We start from the raw sequence: 14,718 nt of genomic DNA, 5'->3' as shown, positions 1-14,718 counted from the left end.
GACACCGCTCGCCCGGTCGGACGCCGGCACCCGCACGGTCGCCCACGGACGACCGGGTGTCCTCGTCCCGACGGACGATCGGAACTCCTACCTACAATCGATCCATGCCCGCGCCGCGCCCATGCCCAGATCCGGCCTCGGATGCCGTCCGGGTGGAAATCCTCACCGCTCTCTTCCAGGTGCGGCGAGAACGCCCCGACGCCGAGCCGCGACTGTACGTATTACTCGTCGACGACCCGGAATCCAAACGCTGGTTCCTGCCCGGCGGTCCGGTGCGTCCCGACGAGACATTGGAGGCGGGCGCTCTCCGTGTCGTCACCGATCGCGTGGACGCGGTCGACCTCGGTCACCTCGAGCAACTTGCGGTGTTCTCCGAACCGGACCGGGTTTCCGAGGCCCGCACGATCGCGTCGACCTACCTCGCGCTGCTGCCCAGCGACGCCGCGGGCGCACCGGCCTCCACCGCCGCATGGCATGCGGTGGACGAACTGCCCGACCTGGCATTCGATCACGACGAGGTGATCGCATCCGCACGGCAGCGTCTCGCCGCGAAACTGTCCTACACCAACATCGCATTCGCGCTTGCGCCGCGACGCTTCCCGATGTCCGAGCTGTCCGAGATCTATTGCGCCGCACTCGGATATCCCGTCGATACGACGAATCTGCTACGCATCCTGAGTCGTCGGGGCGTCGTGCTGGCGACCGGGACCGTCGGCCGGACCGGCCGCGCGGGCGGCCGACCGCCCGCCCTTTACGAATTCGCCGACGCGCACCTCCGGGTCACCGACGAATTCGCGACCCTGCGACCACCCCTGTGATCGGCTCTCACGCCCCCGCCGGGATCTCCGCACGAGCATCAGTGGCGCCGTCCCCGACACCGAGATCGGGGTCACGGGTGACCAGCGCGAACACCAGGTAGGTCAGGGCCAGCGCACAGGGTGCGACGAGGAACAGCACCCATTCGCCACCGGGGCCACCGTGCACCGGTCCCGACAGCCACAGTTCGGGTACCAGGTCGAATGTCGATCCGACCGGAAGGCTCCGCGGGTCGGGTATCCGCCAATCCGCGATGCGGGTGCCCACCCATGCCGCCAGCAATGCGCCGAGGAATGCCGACAAACCCGAGTACAGGAATCCGACCGGGCCACGCCACACGCGCCCCGCGACCCACCCGATGATCGCGGCCACGATCCCGTAACCGATCATGACGAGCGCGAACACCGCGACGGCACCGAACTCGTCGGGAATGCGCTCGGGCACCAGGACCGCGGATTCCTGGTCGACGATGCGGCCACCGGTGGTCGGCGTGATCACGGCCCACAGCGCACCGGCCACCACGCCGAGAAGCAGCACCAGACCGATGACGGCGATCAACGGGCCGGTCGCCCGGGCCGGCCGTCGGGCGGCCGTCATCGCCGGCCGAGCTCGGTCGAATCCACTGTTCCGTGGCGCGAGCACCGCGCACCCCAGCCGTCGGGGCGCACCTGCACCACCATCCGGCGGCCGCACTGTCCGCAGTAGCGGGGCGGTTCCAGCCCGAGACGAGCGGCGGCCGGCACGGCATCCGCGGATTCGAGTTCCGTTGCCAGCCCGGTGTACACGCCGAATCTGCACGGGGTCGCGAGGGGGCCGGGAATGTCGGCGCCGGGCACATCACCGGCCGTCGTCGGTACTGAAATGGTCACGTCTGCAGCCTAGATGCTGTCGTTGAGCGCCTTGATCGGCATCGAGATATCGGCCAGCAGGTCCAAGTCGTCCTCGGCCGGGCGACCCAGCGTGGTGAGGTAGTTTCCGACGATCACCGCGTTGATGCCGCCGAGGATCCCCTGTTTGGCGCCGAGGTCGCCGAGAGTGATCTCGCGCCCTCCGGCGAAGCGCAGAATCGTTCGCGGCAGTGCGAGACGGAAAGCCGCCACCGACTTCAGAGCCTCCGACGCCGGTAGGACATCCAGGTCACCGAACGGCGTTCCGGGGCGCGGGTTGAGGAAGTTCAGCGGCACCTCGTCGGGCTCGAGTCCGGCGAGATCCGCGGCGAATTCCGCGCGCTGTTCCAGTGTCTCGCCCATTCCCAGGATGCCGCCGCAGCAGACCTCCATACCGGCGTCGCGCACCATGCGCAGGGTGTCCCAGCGCTCCTCCCAGGTGTGCGTGGTCACCACGTTCGGGAAGTGGCTGCGAGCGGTCTCCAGATTGTGGTTGTACCGGTGGACGCCCATGTCCTTGAGCTGGTCGACCTGCTCCTGTGTGAGCATGCCGAGGCTGCAGGCGATCTGGATGTCGACCTCGTTGCGGATGGCCTCGATGCCCGCCGCCACCTGGGAGAGCAGTCGTTTGTCGGGTCCGCGGACGGCGGCGACGATGCAGAACTCGGTGGCGCCGGTCTTGGCGGTCTGCTTGGCCGCCTCCACCAGGGACGGGATGTCGATCCAGGCACTACGCACCGGAGATGCGAAAAGGCCTGACTGCGAACAGAAGTGACAGTCCTCGGGGCAGCCGCCGGTCTTGAGCGAGATGATGCCCTCGACCTCGACCTCGGGGCCGCACCAGCGCATACGGACGTCATGCGCGAGTTGCAGCAGTTCGGTGAGCCGGTCGTCCGGCAGACGCAGGACCTCGAGGACCTGGTCCCGGTCCAGCCCGGTTCCGCCCTCGAGTACCTGCACGCGGGCACGCGCCAGGATGTCGCCGGAGTCCGTGCTCGCGGGCGTCTCGGTGTCGGCCGGTCGGTGCGGTGCCTGGGTCATGACGGTGAATCCTTCCCGATGGTCCTGGGGACCGATTGTCATTGTGGTGGTAGGTAATTCGGTATCGATCAGCGAGTGACCGGCCGGCGGTCGACGGTTTCGGCCCGCGTGCGGAGGAGATCGCGCAGCCAGTCCACGTCGATCCAGGAGGGTGCGTGCCGCCCGAACTCGTCCGGGGTGAGGTCCCCCACCCCCTCGGGGATCACGCCGACGACCGGCACGCCGGTGAGACGCGGCAGATCCGAACGATTGCAGGATGCTGCCAGATCCGGTGCCTCCGGCCAGGATCCGATGATCAGACCGGCCGGGTTCAGCCCCCGGGCGCGTATCGCGTTCACGGTGAGCTCGGCATGGTTCAGGGCACCGAGTCCGGCAGGCACCACCACGACGACCTCCGCGGCACACGGCGCGGCGACATCGAGGAGCGTTCGTTCCGGTGCGAGGCGCACCAGCACACCGCCCGCGCCCTCGACGACCACCAGATCGTGCGCGGCCGCGAGCTCGTCGACCACGCCGATCACACCGTCGATGTCCAGCGGAGCCATCCCGGCGCGGCGGGCCGCGGTCTCGGGTGCGAGCGGGTCCGGATAGCGCGCACACTCGACATCGGTCATGTCTCCGGCCAACTCCCGCACCCGTGCCAGATCGCCCGGCTCACCCGGGGCGACACCCGTCTGCGCCGGTTTGCACACGGCGACCCGGGCGCCGGCCTGCCCCGCGGCGGCGACCAGTGCTGCCGTGACGATGGTCTTTCCCACATCGGTGGTGGTCCCGGTGACCGCGACGACCCGGCCGCTCATCGAGTCGCCCGATCCGGAAGGCAGTGTCGCACGACATCGGCGACGCGGTCGATCTCGGAGCCACTGAGGTCGGCGCGCACGGTGAGCCGCAGTCGCGACGTTCCCGCGGGAACCGACGGCGGCCGGAAGCATCCGACCAGCACGCCGCGCTCGCGACAGGCATGAGCCGCGTCCACGGCCGGCTGCGGCTCGCCGATCACCAGCGAGATCACCGCCGCGGCCGGTTCCTCGGCCGCACAGCTCTGCGCGAGTCGACGTGCGTTGTCGCGCAGACGATCCGGCAGACCGGGGTCCCGGCGCAGGACGCCGAGCGCAGCACGCGCGGCTCCGGCCGCCGCCGGATTGAGTCCGGTGTCGAAGATGAAGGTGCGCGCCCGGTCGATGAGGTGCCCACGAAGATCCGCGGGCCCGAGGACGACGCCCCCCTGGGCGCCGAGCGATTTGGACAGTACGGCGGTGGCCACGAGTCCCGGCGCGCCGGACAGCCCGACTTCGGCGAGCAGACCTCGCCCACCCGGCCCGCGCACACCGAGCGCATGTGCTTCGTCGACCAGCAGCGCGGCACCGTGATCGGTTGCGGCCGAATACAGTTCCTCGATGGGCGCGGGTGCCCCGTCGATGCTGTACACCGCGTCGGTGACGACAAGGGCACGCGGCTCCGTCCGATTCCGCAGCACCTCACGCACCGCGGCATGATCGCCGCGATCGACGACGACGACACGGGCGCGCGACAACCGGCACCCGTCGATCAGCGAGGCATGGGTGCCGGTGTCGCTGACGATCAGGTCGCCGCGGCCGGCGAGAGCACCGACCGCACCGACATTGGCCAGGTATCCCGACGAGAACACCAGCGCCGATGAGAAGGCCAGGAAGTCGGCGAGATCGTTCTCGAGATCGACATGCAGCTGAGTGGTGCCGGCCACCAGTCGCGACGCGGTCGCCCCTGCTCCCCAGTCATCCAGCGCGGCATGTGCTCCGGCGACGACCTCCGGATGCGACGACAGCCCTAGGTAATCATTGGATGCCAGGTTCAGCAGATCCGAATCCGATTGTCGCGCATAGGGATCACGATGCAGACCGGCCTCGGCGATCCGGCGTGCGCCCTCGGCGAGCCACGCCAGCGGATCGTCGGCGGACACCGTGGGTCCCGTCGGGTGCAACGTCGTCATGCCGGCACCTCCGCCGGTCGGTCCGAAGTGCAGGCGGCGACTGCCGCCCTTATGCCCGCGACGATTGTCGCGATGTCGTCGGCGGTACAGATGAACGGCGGCATGACGTAGATCAGGTGCCGGAACGGCCGCAGCCAGACCCCCGCACCCACGGCTGCCGACGTGGCGGCGGTCATGTCCACCGGGCGCTCGAGTTCCACGACACCGATCGCGCCGCGGATCCGCACATCGCGAACCCCCGGCTCATTGATGAGATCGTCGAGCCCGGAGTGCAATCCGGCCTCGATGGCGGCGACGCGCTCGCGCCACGGCGTGTCCAGCAGCAGGCCGACGGCTGCTGCCGCGACCGCACACGCCAGCGGGTTGGCCATGAAGGTCGGGCCGTGGGCGAGACCGCCGGCCTCGCCTCGCCCGATGACGTCGGCGACCTCGTCCGTGCAGAGTGTGGCGGCGAGGGTGAGGTAGCCGCCGGTCAATGCTTTGCCGACGCACATGATGTCCGGCGCGACGTCCGCGTGGTCGGCCGCGAAGAGCTCACCCGTCCGGCCGAAGCCGGTGGCGATCTCGTCGAAGATCAGCAGCACGCCGGCGCGGTCACAGATCTCGCGGAGTTCGGTGAGGTATCGGGGATCGTGGAACCGCATCCCCCCGGCGCCCTGTACGAGTGGCTCCACGATCACCGCGGCCAGCTCATCCGCATGCCGTGTCACCTCGTCGCGCAGCATCGCGGCGTAGTCGTTCTCGTAGTCGGTCGGCGGCGCGGGCACGAAGATCTGGTCGGCGAGGACGTCGGTCCACATGGCATGCATCCCGCCGTCGGGATCGCAGACGCTCATCGGCAGGAAGGTGTCGCCGTGGTAGCCGCCGCGCCACGTCAACAGCCGCTTCTTCGAGGGCCGTCCGCGACCGCGCCAGTACTGGATCGCCATCTTCGCGGCGACCTCGACGGACACCGACCCCGAGTCACAGAAGAAGACCTTGCGCAACGGGCCGGGCGTGATGGAGACGAGCAGCTCGGCGAGCCGGGCGGCCGGTTCATGCGTGAGGCCGCCGAACATGACGTGGGACATCTCGGCGAGTTGCGCCTTCGCCGCGGCGTCGATCACCGGATGCCCATAGCCATGGACCGCCGCCCACCAGGAACTCATCCCGTCGACCAGCCGCCTGCCGTCGGCGAGTTCGAGATGGACGCCCTGCGCGCTCCGCACGACGAGTGGTGCCGGTCCGCCACCGAAGGCGCCGTACGGATGCCAGACGTGCTCGGCATCGATCCGGCTGATCTCGTCGGCGTCCACGGGTCATGTCCTTCGCGCTGGGCTGATGGTCACCGCACCTCCTGGACAGCGTCCAGGGGTGCGCCTGAACACTGTACAGGGAATGACCTGAACACTGTCCAGGTGAGGGCGGGAGTGTCACCACGTCTACGCTCGGTCCGGTGAGCAACACCCGAGCCGACATCCTGCGGGTCGCGCGCCGAATCCTCACCGAACACAGCCTCGCGGATCTGTCCATGCGGCGGCTCGCCACCGACCTCGGTGTCCGCCCCAATGCGCTGTACTGGCATTTCCCGAACAAGCAGACGCTGCTCGCGGCCCTCGCCGACGACATCCTCGCCGAGGTCCGAACGGGCACCGACGATCTGTCCTGGGATGCACGGCTCGAGTACACCGCCGACGCGATGCGTGCCGCCCTGCTGGGCGTCCCGGACAGCGCCGAGGTCGTGTCGTCGGCATGGGCGAGCGGACTGTCGCAGAAGACGGTGGCCGACCGGCTGACCGAGGTGTCCGTCGACGGCGGCATGGACACGCGCGACGCGCGTGCGGTGGCGACCGCCATCTGCCAGCTCGTCATCGGCCTCACCATCGAGGAACAGACTCGCGCGCAGATGGAACGCCTGCACGTCACCGGCCCGTCCGGTCGTGACTTCACCGGCGAGTTCCACGACGGACTCAACGTCATCCTCGACGGCGCCCGGACCCGTGCGGCCACCGAGTCGTCCGGAGGCCGCACGAAAAGCTGAGGTCACACCTGGTGTGTCGCGGGTGGCCGAATCGAGTTTTCACAGGGTGGACATGTAGATTTGCTTCCCGATGAAGCCCAGAAGGACCGCACCGTGGCAGCCGTGACCAGCGCACCGGACTCGACGACACCGCCGAAGACCCCGGGCGCACCCGCGGCGCCCGCGTACCGCAACGACCTCGACGGACTGCGCGGCATCGCCATCACGCTGGTGGCCTGCTTCCACATCTGGTTCGGCAAGGTGTCCGGCGGCGTCGACGTCTTCCTCACGCTGTCCGGCTACTTCTTCGTCGGTTCGCTCCTCCGCCACGCGATCACCAGTCAGAGTCCGACGGTCGGATTCGGGGAGACGATCAATCCCTGGCCCCGCCTCAAACGACTGCTCCGGCGTCTGCTGCCGGCGTTGTTCACCGTGCTGATCGCCATCACGATCCTCACCGTCATCGTGCTGCCGCAGACCCGCTGGGCCAGCGTCGGCAACGAGGTCATCGCGAGCGCCCTCTACTACCAGAACTGGCATCTGGCCTTCAATTCGCAGGACTACCTCGCGGCCAGCTCAGCGAACAGCCCGCTCCAGCACATCTGGTCGATGTCGGTGCAGGGACAGTTCTTCCTCGCGACGCTGCTCGCCGCCCTGCTGCTGGCCGGACTGCTCAAACTCGGCGCCCGGTTCGCGGCGCCGCTCGCCGACCCCCGCACCATCCGGATCGTCGTCGGCGGCTCGGTTCTCGCCGTCGCCGCGGTGTCCTTCTACTGGGCGCAGATGCGCATGGGCGTCAATCAGCAGTTCAACTATTTCGACACGCTCTCCCGGGTGTGGGAGCCGCTCGCCGGCGGGCTGCTGGCCATCTGGCTGCCGAAGTGGCGAATCCCGGTGTGGCTCCGGACGATCGCCGCGGTCATCGCGCTCGGCCTGATCATCTCGTGCGGTTGGTGGATCGACGGCGTCGACGAGTATCCGGGGCCATGGGCACTCGTCCCCGTCGGTGCGACGCTGCTGATCATCTGGTCCGGGGCCACCGCTCTGGAGAAGCCGCGACCGGGACAGACCGGTCCCGCTCCCCTGCCGCCGGTGAACCGCCTGCTGGCCCGTCGTGAGCCCATCTGGCTGGGAAACATCGCGTACGCCCTGTATCTGTGGCACTGGCCGCTGCTGATCTTCTATCTCGCCTGGCGCGAGAAGGACCACGCCTCGGTCCTCGAAGGTGTCGGACTGCTCGCCGCCTCCCTGCTGCTGGCGTGGGCGACCAAGAGATACGTCGAGGATCCGCTCCGCGGCGGCTCCCGCTCGACACGGGCCGCAGGCCGTCATGCCGAGTCCCCGGTACGCCGCAACAGGTTCCTCGGCTACACGTCGGTGGTGACGTCCGTTCTGGTCGTCGGCACGATCATCTGCGGCGTCGGCATCAAGGTGTGGGACCGTCATGTGTCGACCATGGTCGTCGACACCAAGAACCTCGACCCGCGTCTCTACCCCGGCGCCCGTGCATTGCTGAACGGCGCCCCGGTCCCCGCACTCGATCCCCAGCCATCGCCGCTGCTGGTCACCCAGGATTTCCCGGAGACCTCCACCGACGGCTTCATGAGCAACTTCGAGGACCCCGAGATCCATGTCGGTGTGTACGGGGATCCGAACGCGCAGCGGACGATCGCGTTGATCGGCGGCTCGCACGCCGAGATGTGGATCAGCGCCCTGCATCAGCTCGGGCTGCGCAACCACTTCAAGGTCACGACGTATCTCAAGATGGGCTGCCCGATGTCCACCGAGCTGGTCCCGAAGCAGAACGGTGTCCCGTACCCGCAATGCCACGACTGGGTGATGCGTGTGGTGAAGAAGGTCAAGGCGGACAAGCCCGACGCGATCTTCACCAACTCCACCCGTCCCCGCGACTATCAGCCGGGCGACTGGGTGCCCGACACCTACACGCCGATCTTCGACGAGTTCATGCAGGCGGGCATCGCGGTGTTCGGCATCCGCGACACCCCCTGGCCGCACAATGCCGCGGGACTCATCGACACCCCGACGTGCCTGGCGGGTGGCGGCAATGCCGACACCTGCGGCTCGCCGCGCAGACTGGTCCTGTCGCCGACCGACCCGGCGAAGGAGTTCGCCATTGACCGGCCGAATTTTCATCCCCTCGACATGAGCGACGGGATCTGCACGCCCGATCTGTGTCCGGCCATTGTGGGCAACATCATCGTCTACAAGGACTGGCATCACCTCAGCGCGACCTATGTGCGCAGCCTCACCGACGAACTCGGTCGTCAGATGGCGGCCGCGGTGCCGTGGGCGGGCGGATCGGCGCGCTGATCTTCCCCGAGATGTCCGTCGGGCGACACGCGGCTAGGGTCTTCTCATGGGATCACCCGCCGACCCCGCCACCGCGGAATCATCATCGGCCGACGCGCCGCAAACCGCCCAGGCGGTCTGGCCCGGTTCGCCGTATCCGCTCGGTGCGACGTATGACGGTGCGGGAACGAACTTCTCGTTGTTCTCGGAGGTCGCCACAGCCGTCGAGCTGTGCCTGATCGATACGGACGGCACCGAACGACGCATTCGCCTCGACGAGGTCGACGGATACTGCTGGCACGGTTATCTCCCGGACGTCGGGCCGGGTCAACTCTACGGGTATCGCGTCCACGGCCCCTACGATCCGGCACAGGGACGTCGGTGCGATCCGAGCAAGCTGCTGCTCGACCCCTACGGCAAGGCCTTCCAGGGCGAGTTCACCGACGACCCGTCGTTGTTCTCCTATTCCCTCGCCGACGACGACCGGTCCGCAGCCGCATCGGCCGCCGAGGACACACCGGAGGACGCACCGCAAGCGGAGCCGGGAACATCACCGGACACCGAATCGATCGAACCCGGTAAACCCATCGCGCTTACTCCCGTCGACCGGCCGATTCCCGATATGCCGCAATTGGATTCGCTCGGTCATACGATGCTGTCGGTCGTCATCAACCCCTACTTCGACTGGCAGGACGATCGCGCGCCGCGCCGCCCCTATCACCAGACGGTGATCTACGAGGCGCACGTGAAGGGGATGACGGCCACACATCCCGACATCCCCGAGCACCTGCGCGGCACGTACGCCGGGCTCGCCCACCCGGCGATCATCGATCACCTGAGCGCCCTCGGCGTCACCGCGATCGAACTGATGCCGGTGCACCAGTTCCTGAACGATTTCGTCCTGCGGCAGCAGGGATTGCGCAATTACTGGGGCTACAACACCTTCGGCTTCTTCGCCCCGCACGCGGACTACGCCTCCAACCCCGATCAGCCTGCCGGGGCGGTCACCGAGTTCAAGGCCATGGTGCGGGCGTTCCACGCGGCGGGCATCGAGGTGATCCTCGACGTCGTCTACAACCACACCGCCGAGGGCAATCATCTGGGGCCCACCATCGCCTTCCGCGGGATCGACAACTCCGCCTACTACCGGCTCGTCGACGACGATCCGTCGAAGTATCTCGACTACACGGGTACCGGCAACAGTCTCAACGGCCGGCACCCGCACACCCTGCAGCTCATCATGGATTCGCTGCGCTACTGGGTACTGGAGATGCACGTCGACGGCTTCCGGTTCGACCTGGCCTCGACACTGGCCAGGGAACTGCACGACGTCGACCGGCTGTCCGCGTTCTTCGATCTGGTGCAACAGGATCCGGTGGTGAGTCAGGTCAAGCTCATCGCCGAGCCCTGGGATGTCGGCGAGGGCGGCTACCAGGTCGGCAACTTCCCTCCACTGTGGACCGAATGGAACGGGAAGTACCGGGACACCGTCCGGGACTATTGGCGCGGCGAGCCGTCCACACTCGGGGAGTTCGCCTCCCGGCTCACCGGTTCCTCCGACCTGTACGAGGCCACCGGCAGGCGACCGCTGGCGAGCATCAACTTCGTCACCGCCCACGACGGATTCACCCTCCGGGACCTGGTGTCCTACAACGAGAAACACAACGAGGCCAACGGCGAGGACAACCGGGACGGCGAGAGCCACAACAGGTCGTGGAACTGCGGGGTGGAGGGCCCCACGGACGATCCCGACATTCTGGCCCTGCGTGCACGGCAGCAGCGCAACATCCTGTCCACCCTCTTCCTGTCACAGGGCACACCGATGCTCGCCCACGGCGACGAATTCGGGCGGACACAACTCGGCAACAACAATGTGTACTGCCAGGACTCGGCCCTGTCGTGGATGGATTGGTCCATGGCACAGTCGAATTCGGATCTGCTGGAGTTCACCCGGCGCGTCATCGCACTCCGTAACCGGCATCCCGTGTTCCGCCGACGACGCTTCTTCGCCGGGCGTCCCATCCGGTGGGGCGACCAGGCTCTCGACATCGTGTGGCTGACCCCGTCCGGCGAGGAGATGACATCGGCCGACTGGGACAGCGGGTTCGGCAAGAGCCTGGCGGTATTCCTCAACGGCGACGGCATCGGCGAAACCGACGAGCGCGGCCAGACGGTGGTCGACGACAGCTTCTTCATCTGCTTCAACGCCCACGACGGCGACCTCGACTTCCACCTGCCGCCGCAGGCATACGGTTCGGACTGGGCCGGTGAGCTCGACACGACACATCCGCGCGGCGACACCGACGTCACCGCGCGGGCGGGCGACACCGTTGCGGTCGGTGCGCGGTCGGTGCTGGTGCTGCGCAAGGCGACATGACCGACTCGGCCATGCGAACCCCGGAGCCGGTGGCGACCTATCGCATACAGCTCGGCGGATCCGTGGACTTCGCCGAGGTCGCGCGTCAGGTACCGAAGATCGCCGAACTCGGTGTCAGCCATCTCTATCTGTCGCCGATCGGCACCGCGACCGCCGGTTCCACGCACGGCTACGACTGGGTTCCGCCACCGTCGGTGTCCCCGTCACTCGGCGGGGTCGACGGTCTGCACGCCCTGCGTGGCGTCGCGACCGCACACGGTCTCGGCATCATCGTCGACATCGTGCCCAATCACACGGGCGTCGCCGACATCCGACAGAACCCCTGGTTCGCCGACCTGCTGCGGCACGGCCCGGGGTCCCGATACGCCGAATGGTTCGACGCCGACTTCTCCGTCGACAACGGTGCGGACGGACGCATCGCCCTGCCGGTACTCGGCGCCGACGGCGACCTCTCCGCCCTCCGCACCGACGGGCAGTGGCTGCGGTTTCACGAGCACAGCTTTCCCATCGCACCCGGAACATCCGGTGGCACAGCACAATCGGTGCACGCTCGACAGCATTACCGTCTGGTGCCGTGGAACAGCGGCCGGATCGGTTACCGACGGTTCTTCACCGTCGACACCCTTGCCGGACTCCGGCAGGAGGAGGGCGCCGTCTACCGCGCCACCCACCGCTGGCTGTTCGATCTCCTCGAGGCCGATCTCATCGACGGCGTTCGGGTGGACCATCCCGATGGTCTCGCCGATCCGGTCGCCTACCTGCAGCGGCTGCGCGGGGACCTCGGCGCACAGCGCCTGATCTACGTCGAGAAGATCCTCGCCGCCGACGAAGATCTGGATGCCGAACTGCCCGTACAGGGTTCGACCGGATACGACCAGCTACGAATGATCGACGCCCTGTTCACCGCACCGACGGGCACGATCGAACTCGGCGAGATCCACCGGAAGGTCACCGGCATCGACGGTGACGGCCCGTGGCTCACCGCCGCCGAACGCGCCCGGAAACTCGACGTACTCGCCACCGACTTCCGCGCCGAACACCGACGACTGGTCCGTGCCATCACCCACGGCGATCCGTCCGCCGACAGCGCCGCCGTCGCCGAGGCCACCGCACAGATCATCGCCGAACTCGGCGTGTACCGGGCCGACTATCCGTCTCTGCGGCAGCGACTCGTGGCGACCGTGGATCGGATCGCGGCCCGGTCCCCGCATCTCACAGCCACCCTCGGCCGGATCCTGACGGCGACCACACTGCCGGGAGCGGCATCGGCACGGCTCGCGCAGACGTGCGGAGCCGTCACCGCGAAGAGCGTGGAGGACAGCCTCTTCTACCGGACGGCACGGCTGGTCTCGGCGCAGGAGGTCGGCGGGAACCCCGCCGACCCTACGGTCGAACTGCGGGAGTTCCACGCGCACAACGCGCGACGGGCCACCGACTGGCCCACCGCGATGACCGCGACGTCCACGCATGACACCAAACGCGGCGAGGACGTCCGTGCGCGCATCGCCCTGCTCAGCCAGATCCCGGAACGCTGGTCCGGCCTCGTCGGCACCATCCGCTCGGCTGCCCCCTTCCCCGACGACCTGACGTGCTACTTCCTCCTGCAGAACATCGTCGGGGTGTGGCCCGCCGACGGTCTCACCGCGACGGCCGGACCGGAGCTCCGACGGCGACTGCACGACTACGCACGCAAGGCGACACGCGAAGCAGGGGTGCGTACCTCGTGGACAACGGTCGACGAGGCCTTCGAGGCCGCACTCGATCACTGGATCGATCAGGTCACCGACGGTGTCTGCGCGGCCGCTCTCGACACATTCGTCGCACACATCGCGCCCGCCTGGCAGGCGGAGTCGCTGGCCCGCAAGGCGATCGCACTCCTCGGGCCCGGCGTCGGCGACATCTATCAGGGCACCCAGTGGTGGGAGGACTCGCTGGTCGATCCCGACAACCGGCGCCCCGTCGACATGACCCGGCCCGCCGATCATCCGAAACACCGGCTGATCCGTGCCGCCCTTCGCGCACGGCGTGATCACGCCGGGGCCTTCGGCATCGACGGCAGCTACGAACCCCTGACCGTCGAGGGACGAGCGGCCGATCACACCATTGCCTTCGTCCGCTCACACCGGCACGGCACCGAACGGACCGCCGAGCCACGGGTCGTCATGGTGACGGGGCGATTCACACATAGCCTCACCGCCGACGACCAACGGTCGACCCGGATCGTCCTCCCCGGCGGCGAGTGGCGAGATCGCCTGTCCGGCACCACCTATCGTGGAACAGCCGACCTGGCAACCCTGCGCGCCGACCATCCGGTCGCCATCCTGACCCGCGACTAGAGCGCCCGCTCAGCCGCCCGGAGCGGGCTGCGGCGCGGGATTCTGGGGTGCCTGATTCTGGGGTGCCTGATTCTGGGGTGCCTGATTCTGGGGCGCGTTCTGCTGCGGGCGCTGACCGCCTTGCTGATTCTGCTCCCCCTGTGCACCGCCGATTCCGGCTTGTGCCCCATCGAGTTTCGCGACCAGCCACTTACCGTCCTCGTGGCGCAGGTCGAGCCAGATCAGCATCATCTCCTTGCCGCCGTCCGGTGCAAGGCTGCTGGTCCCGGTGACCTCCATCAGAACACTGGTCTTCGCCGTCGAGGTGTCGAAGCGTTCCACGGACACCGACTTGATCGTCGACGTGGCCTTCACGTTCAGCTTCTGGACCGCCTGCTGACCTTCGGACTGCTGCTGCGCCAGATGCTCCCGGAACTCACCCGTGGACAGCGGGCCCAGGAGCTCCTTCATGTTGCCGGCGTTCTCCGTGTTCATCGTGCTGACGAGTTTGCCGGAGAACTCCCGCGAGGTGGCCTTTACGTCGTCGAAGGCATCCAGCTTGGCACCGCGCTGATAGAAGCCCCAGCCCAGCAGCACGACGCCGACGACCAGCGCCACGACCACGAGTGCCGCCAGCGTCCGGTACAGCGTGCGCGCGTTGAGCGTCAGTGAGATCTCCCGGCCGCCGTCGCGGGAATCGACCCGACCGGCCCGTGAGTCGACCCGGCCGGGCCTGCGATCGCCATCCGCCACGTCGTCCGTGTCCGCGGACTTCGTCGTGGTCGCCGGTGTGCTGCGGGACCGACGCTCGGCCTTGGACCGCGGACGGGTGGGCACGGAGGGGGTCTCCGCCACGGTGTCGACCCCATCGGTGTCGACCTCATCGGCGTCGGTCCACTGCGTCTCCGTCGTGTCCGCGTCGTTCGGGTCGGATTCGGGCGAATTGGGCTTGTCCTGCTTGGTCATTCCTGCTCTTCTGCGATCGGCCGGCGCCATTCGGCCGG

Annotated in this window: 12 protein-coding genes; 5 read left to right on the top strand and 7 right to left on the bottom strand. The window is 68.1% G+C overall.

Annotated features, from left to right (window positions below):
* Positions 1–104 precede the first annotated feature (104 nt).
* Positions 105–818 carry an NUDIX hydrolase gene (locus tag AC4JJG_RS16615; RefSeq protein ID WP_495400358.1) on the top strand — a complete coding sequence of 238 codons (714 nt, stop codon included), beginning with the start codon at positions 105–107 and terminating at the stop codon, positions 816–818.
* Positions 819–825: 7 nt separating this feature from the next.
* On the opposite strand, the gene AC4JJG_RS16610 is transcribed toward AC4JJG_RS16615, so the two are convergent.
* The 6 genes from AC4JJG_RS16610 to AC4JJG_RS16585 all read right to left on the bottom strand — a co-directional run bounded on the left by AC4JJG_RS16610 (position 826) and on the right by AC4JJG_RS16585 (position 6,008).
* Entirely contained in the window at positions 826–1,413 is a 588-nt protein-coding gene (locus tag AC4JJG_RS16610) for a DUF2567 domain-containing protein (protein WP_495400357.1), read from the bottom strand.
* Complete coding sequence (bsaP, locus tag AC4JJG_RS16605) at positions 1,410–1,685, bottom strand: biotin synthase auxiliary protein BsaP (protein ID WP_495400356.1); 276 nt, start codon at positions 1,683–1,685, stop codon at positions 1,410–1,412. The genes AC4JJG_RS16610 and bsaP overlap by 4 nt, the downstream gene beginning before the upstream one ends.
* Before the next feature lie 9 nt (positions 1,686–1,694).
* Positions 1,695–2,744 carry a biotin synthase BioB gene (gene bioB / locus AC4JJG_RS16600; RefSeq protein ID WP_495400355.1) on the bottom strand — a complete coding sequence of 350 codons (1,050 nt, stop codon included), beginning with the start codon at positions 2,742–2,744 and terminating at the stop codon, positions 1,695–1,697.
* Between the two features lie 68 nt (positions 2,745–2,812).
* Positions 2,813–3,544: a dethiobiotin synthase gene (gene bioD, locus AC4JJG_RS16595; protein ID WP_495400354.1), complete on the bottom strand. Its 732-nt coding sequence runs from the start codon at positions 3,542–3,544 to the stop codon at positions 2,813–2,815.
* The gene (locus AC4JJG_RS16590) at positions 3,541–4,713 is read right to left on the bottom strand and encodes an 8-amino-7-oxononanoate synthase (RefSeq protein ID WP_495400353.1); all 1,173 of its coding nucleotides are present in this window, start codon (positions 4,711–4,713) and stop codon (positions 3,541–3,543) included. The genes bioD and AC4JJG_RS16590 overlap by 4 nt, the downstream gene beginning before the upstream one ends.
* Positions 4,710–6,008: an adenosylmethionine--8-amino-7-oxononanoate transaminase gene (locus tag AC4JJG_RS16585; protein WP_495400352.1), complete on the bottom strand. Its 1,299-nt coding sequence runs from the start codon at positions 6,006–6,008 to the stop codon at positions 4,710–4,712. The genes AC4JJG_RS16590 and AC4JJG_RS16585 overlap by 4 nt, the downstream gene beginning before the upstream one ends.
* Positions 6,009–6,148: 140 nt before the next feature.
* On the opposite strand from AC4JJG_RS16585, the gene AC4JJG_RS16580 reads away from it, so the two are divergent.
* The 4 genes from AC4JJG_RS16580 to treY all read left to right on the top strand — a co-directional run bounded on the left by AC4JJG_RS16580 (position 6,149) and on the right by treY (position 13,735).
* Positions 6,149–6,733 (top strand): TetR/AcrR family transcriptional regulator, encoded by a 585-nt coding sequence (locus tag AC4JJG_RS16580; RefSeq protein WP_495400351.1) that lies wholly within the window; start codon positions 6,149–6,151, stop codon positions 6,731–6,733.
* 102 nt (positions 6,734–6,835) lie between these two features.
* Entirely contained in the window at positions 6,836–9,043 is a 2,208-nt protein-coding gene (locus AC4JJG_RS16575; protein WP_495400515.1) for an acyltransferase family protein, read from the top strand.
* Between the two features lie 46 nt (positions 9,044–9,089).
* Positions 9,090–11,399: a glycogen debranching protein GlgX gene (gene glgX / locus AC4JJG_RS16570; protein ID WP_495400350.1), complete on the top strand. Its 2,310-nt coding sequence runs from the start codon at positions 9,090–9,092 to the stop codon at positions 11,397–11,399.
* Positions 11,396–13,735 carry a malto-oligosyltrehalose synthase gene (gene treY / locus AC4JJG_RS16565; protein WP_495400349.1) on the top strand — a complete coding sequence of 780 codons (2,340 nt, stop codon included), beginning with the start codon at positions 11,396–11,398 and terminating at the stop codon, positions 13,733–13,735. Before glgX ends, treY begins: the two co-directional genes overlap by 4 nt.
* Before the next feature lie 9 nt (positions 13,736–13,744).
* Here treY and AC4JJG_RS16560 read toward each other — a convergent pair whose 3' ends face one another.
* Positions 13,745–14,680, bottom strand: a complete 936-nt coding sequence (locus AC4JJG_RS16560; RefSeq protein WP_495400348.1) for a hypothetical protein — start codon at positions 14,678–14,680, stop codon at positions 13,745–13,747.
* Between the last annotated feature and the right edge of the window lie 38 nt (positions 14,681–14,718).

Source organism: Gordonia sp. B8661-1 (assembly GCF_059427765.1).
The sequence above is the reverse complement of the archived record's forward strand: the minus strand, read 5'-3'. Positions and strand labels throughout refer to the sequence as shown.

What these genes read in the sequence shown, in the direction of transcription:
- AC4JJG_RS16590 (WP_495400353.1), bottom strand. Translation starts at nt 4,713, where the DNA reads ATGACGACGTTGCACCCGACGGGACCCACGGTGTCCGCCGACGATCCG.
- treY (WP_495400349.1), top strand. Translation starts at nt 11,396, where the DNA reads ATGACCGACTCGGCCATGCGAACCCCGGAGCCGGTGGCGACCTATCGC.
- bioD (WP_495400354.1), bottom strand. Translation starts at nt 3,544, where the DNA reads ATGAGCGGCCGGGTCGTCGCGGTCACCGGGACCACCACCGATGTGGGA.
- bioB (WP_495400355.1), bottom strand. Translation starts at nt 2,744, where the DNA reads ATGACCCAGGCACCGCACCGACCGGCCGACACCGAGACGCCCGCGAGC.
- AC4JJG_RS16560 (WP_495400348.1), bottom strand. Translation starts at nt 14,680, where the DNA reads ATGACCAAGCAGGACAAGCCCAATTCGCCCGAATCCGACCCGAACGAC.
- AC4JJG_RS16610 (WP_495400357.1), bottom strand. Translation starts at nt 1,413, where the DNA reads ATGACGGCCGCCCGACGGCCGGCCCGGGCGACCGGCCCGTTGATCGCC.
- AC4JJG_RS16615 (WP_495400358.1), top strand. Translation starts at nt 105, where the DNA reads ATGCCCGCGCCGCGCCCATGCCCAGATCCGGCCTCGGATGCCGTCCGG.
- glgX (WP_495400350.1), top strand. Translation starts at nt 9,090, where the DNA reads ATGGGATCACCCGCCGACCCCGCCACCGCGGAATCATCATCGGCCGAC.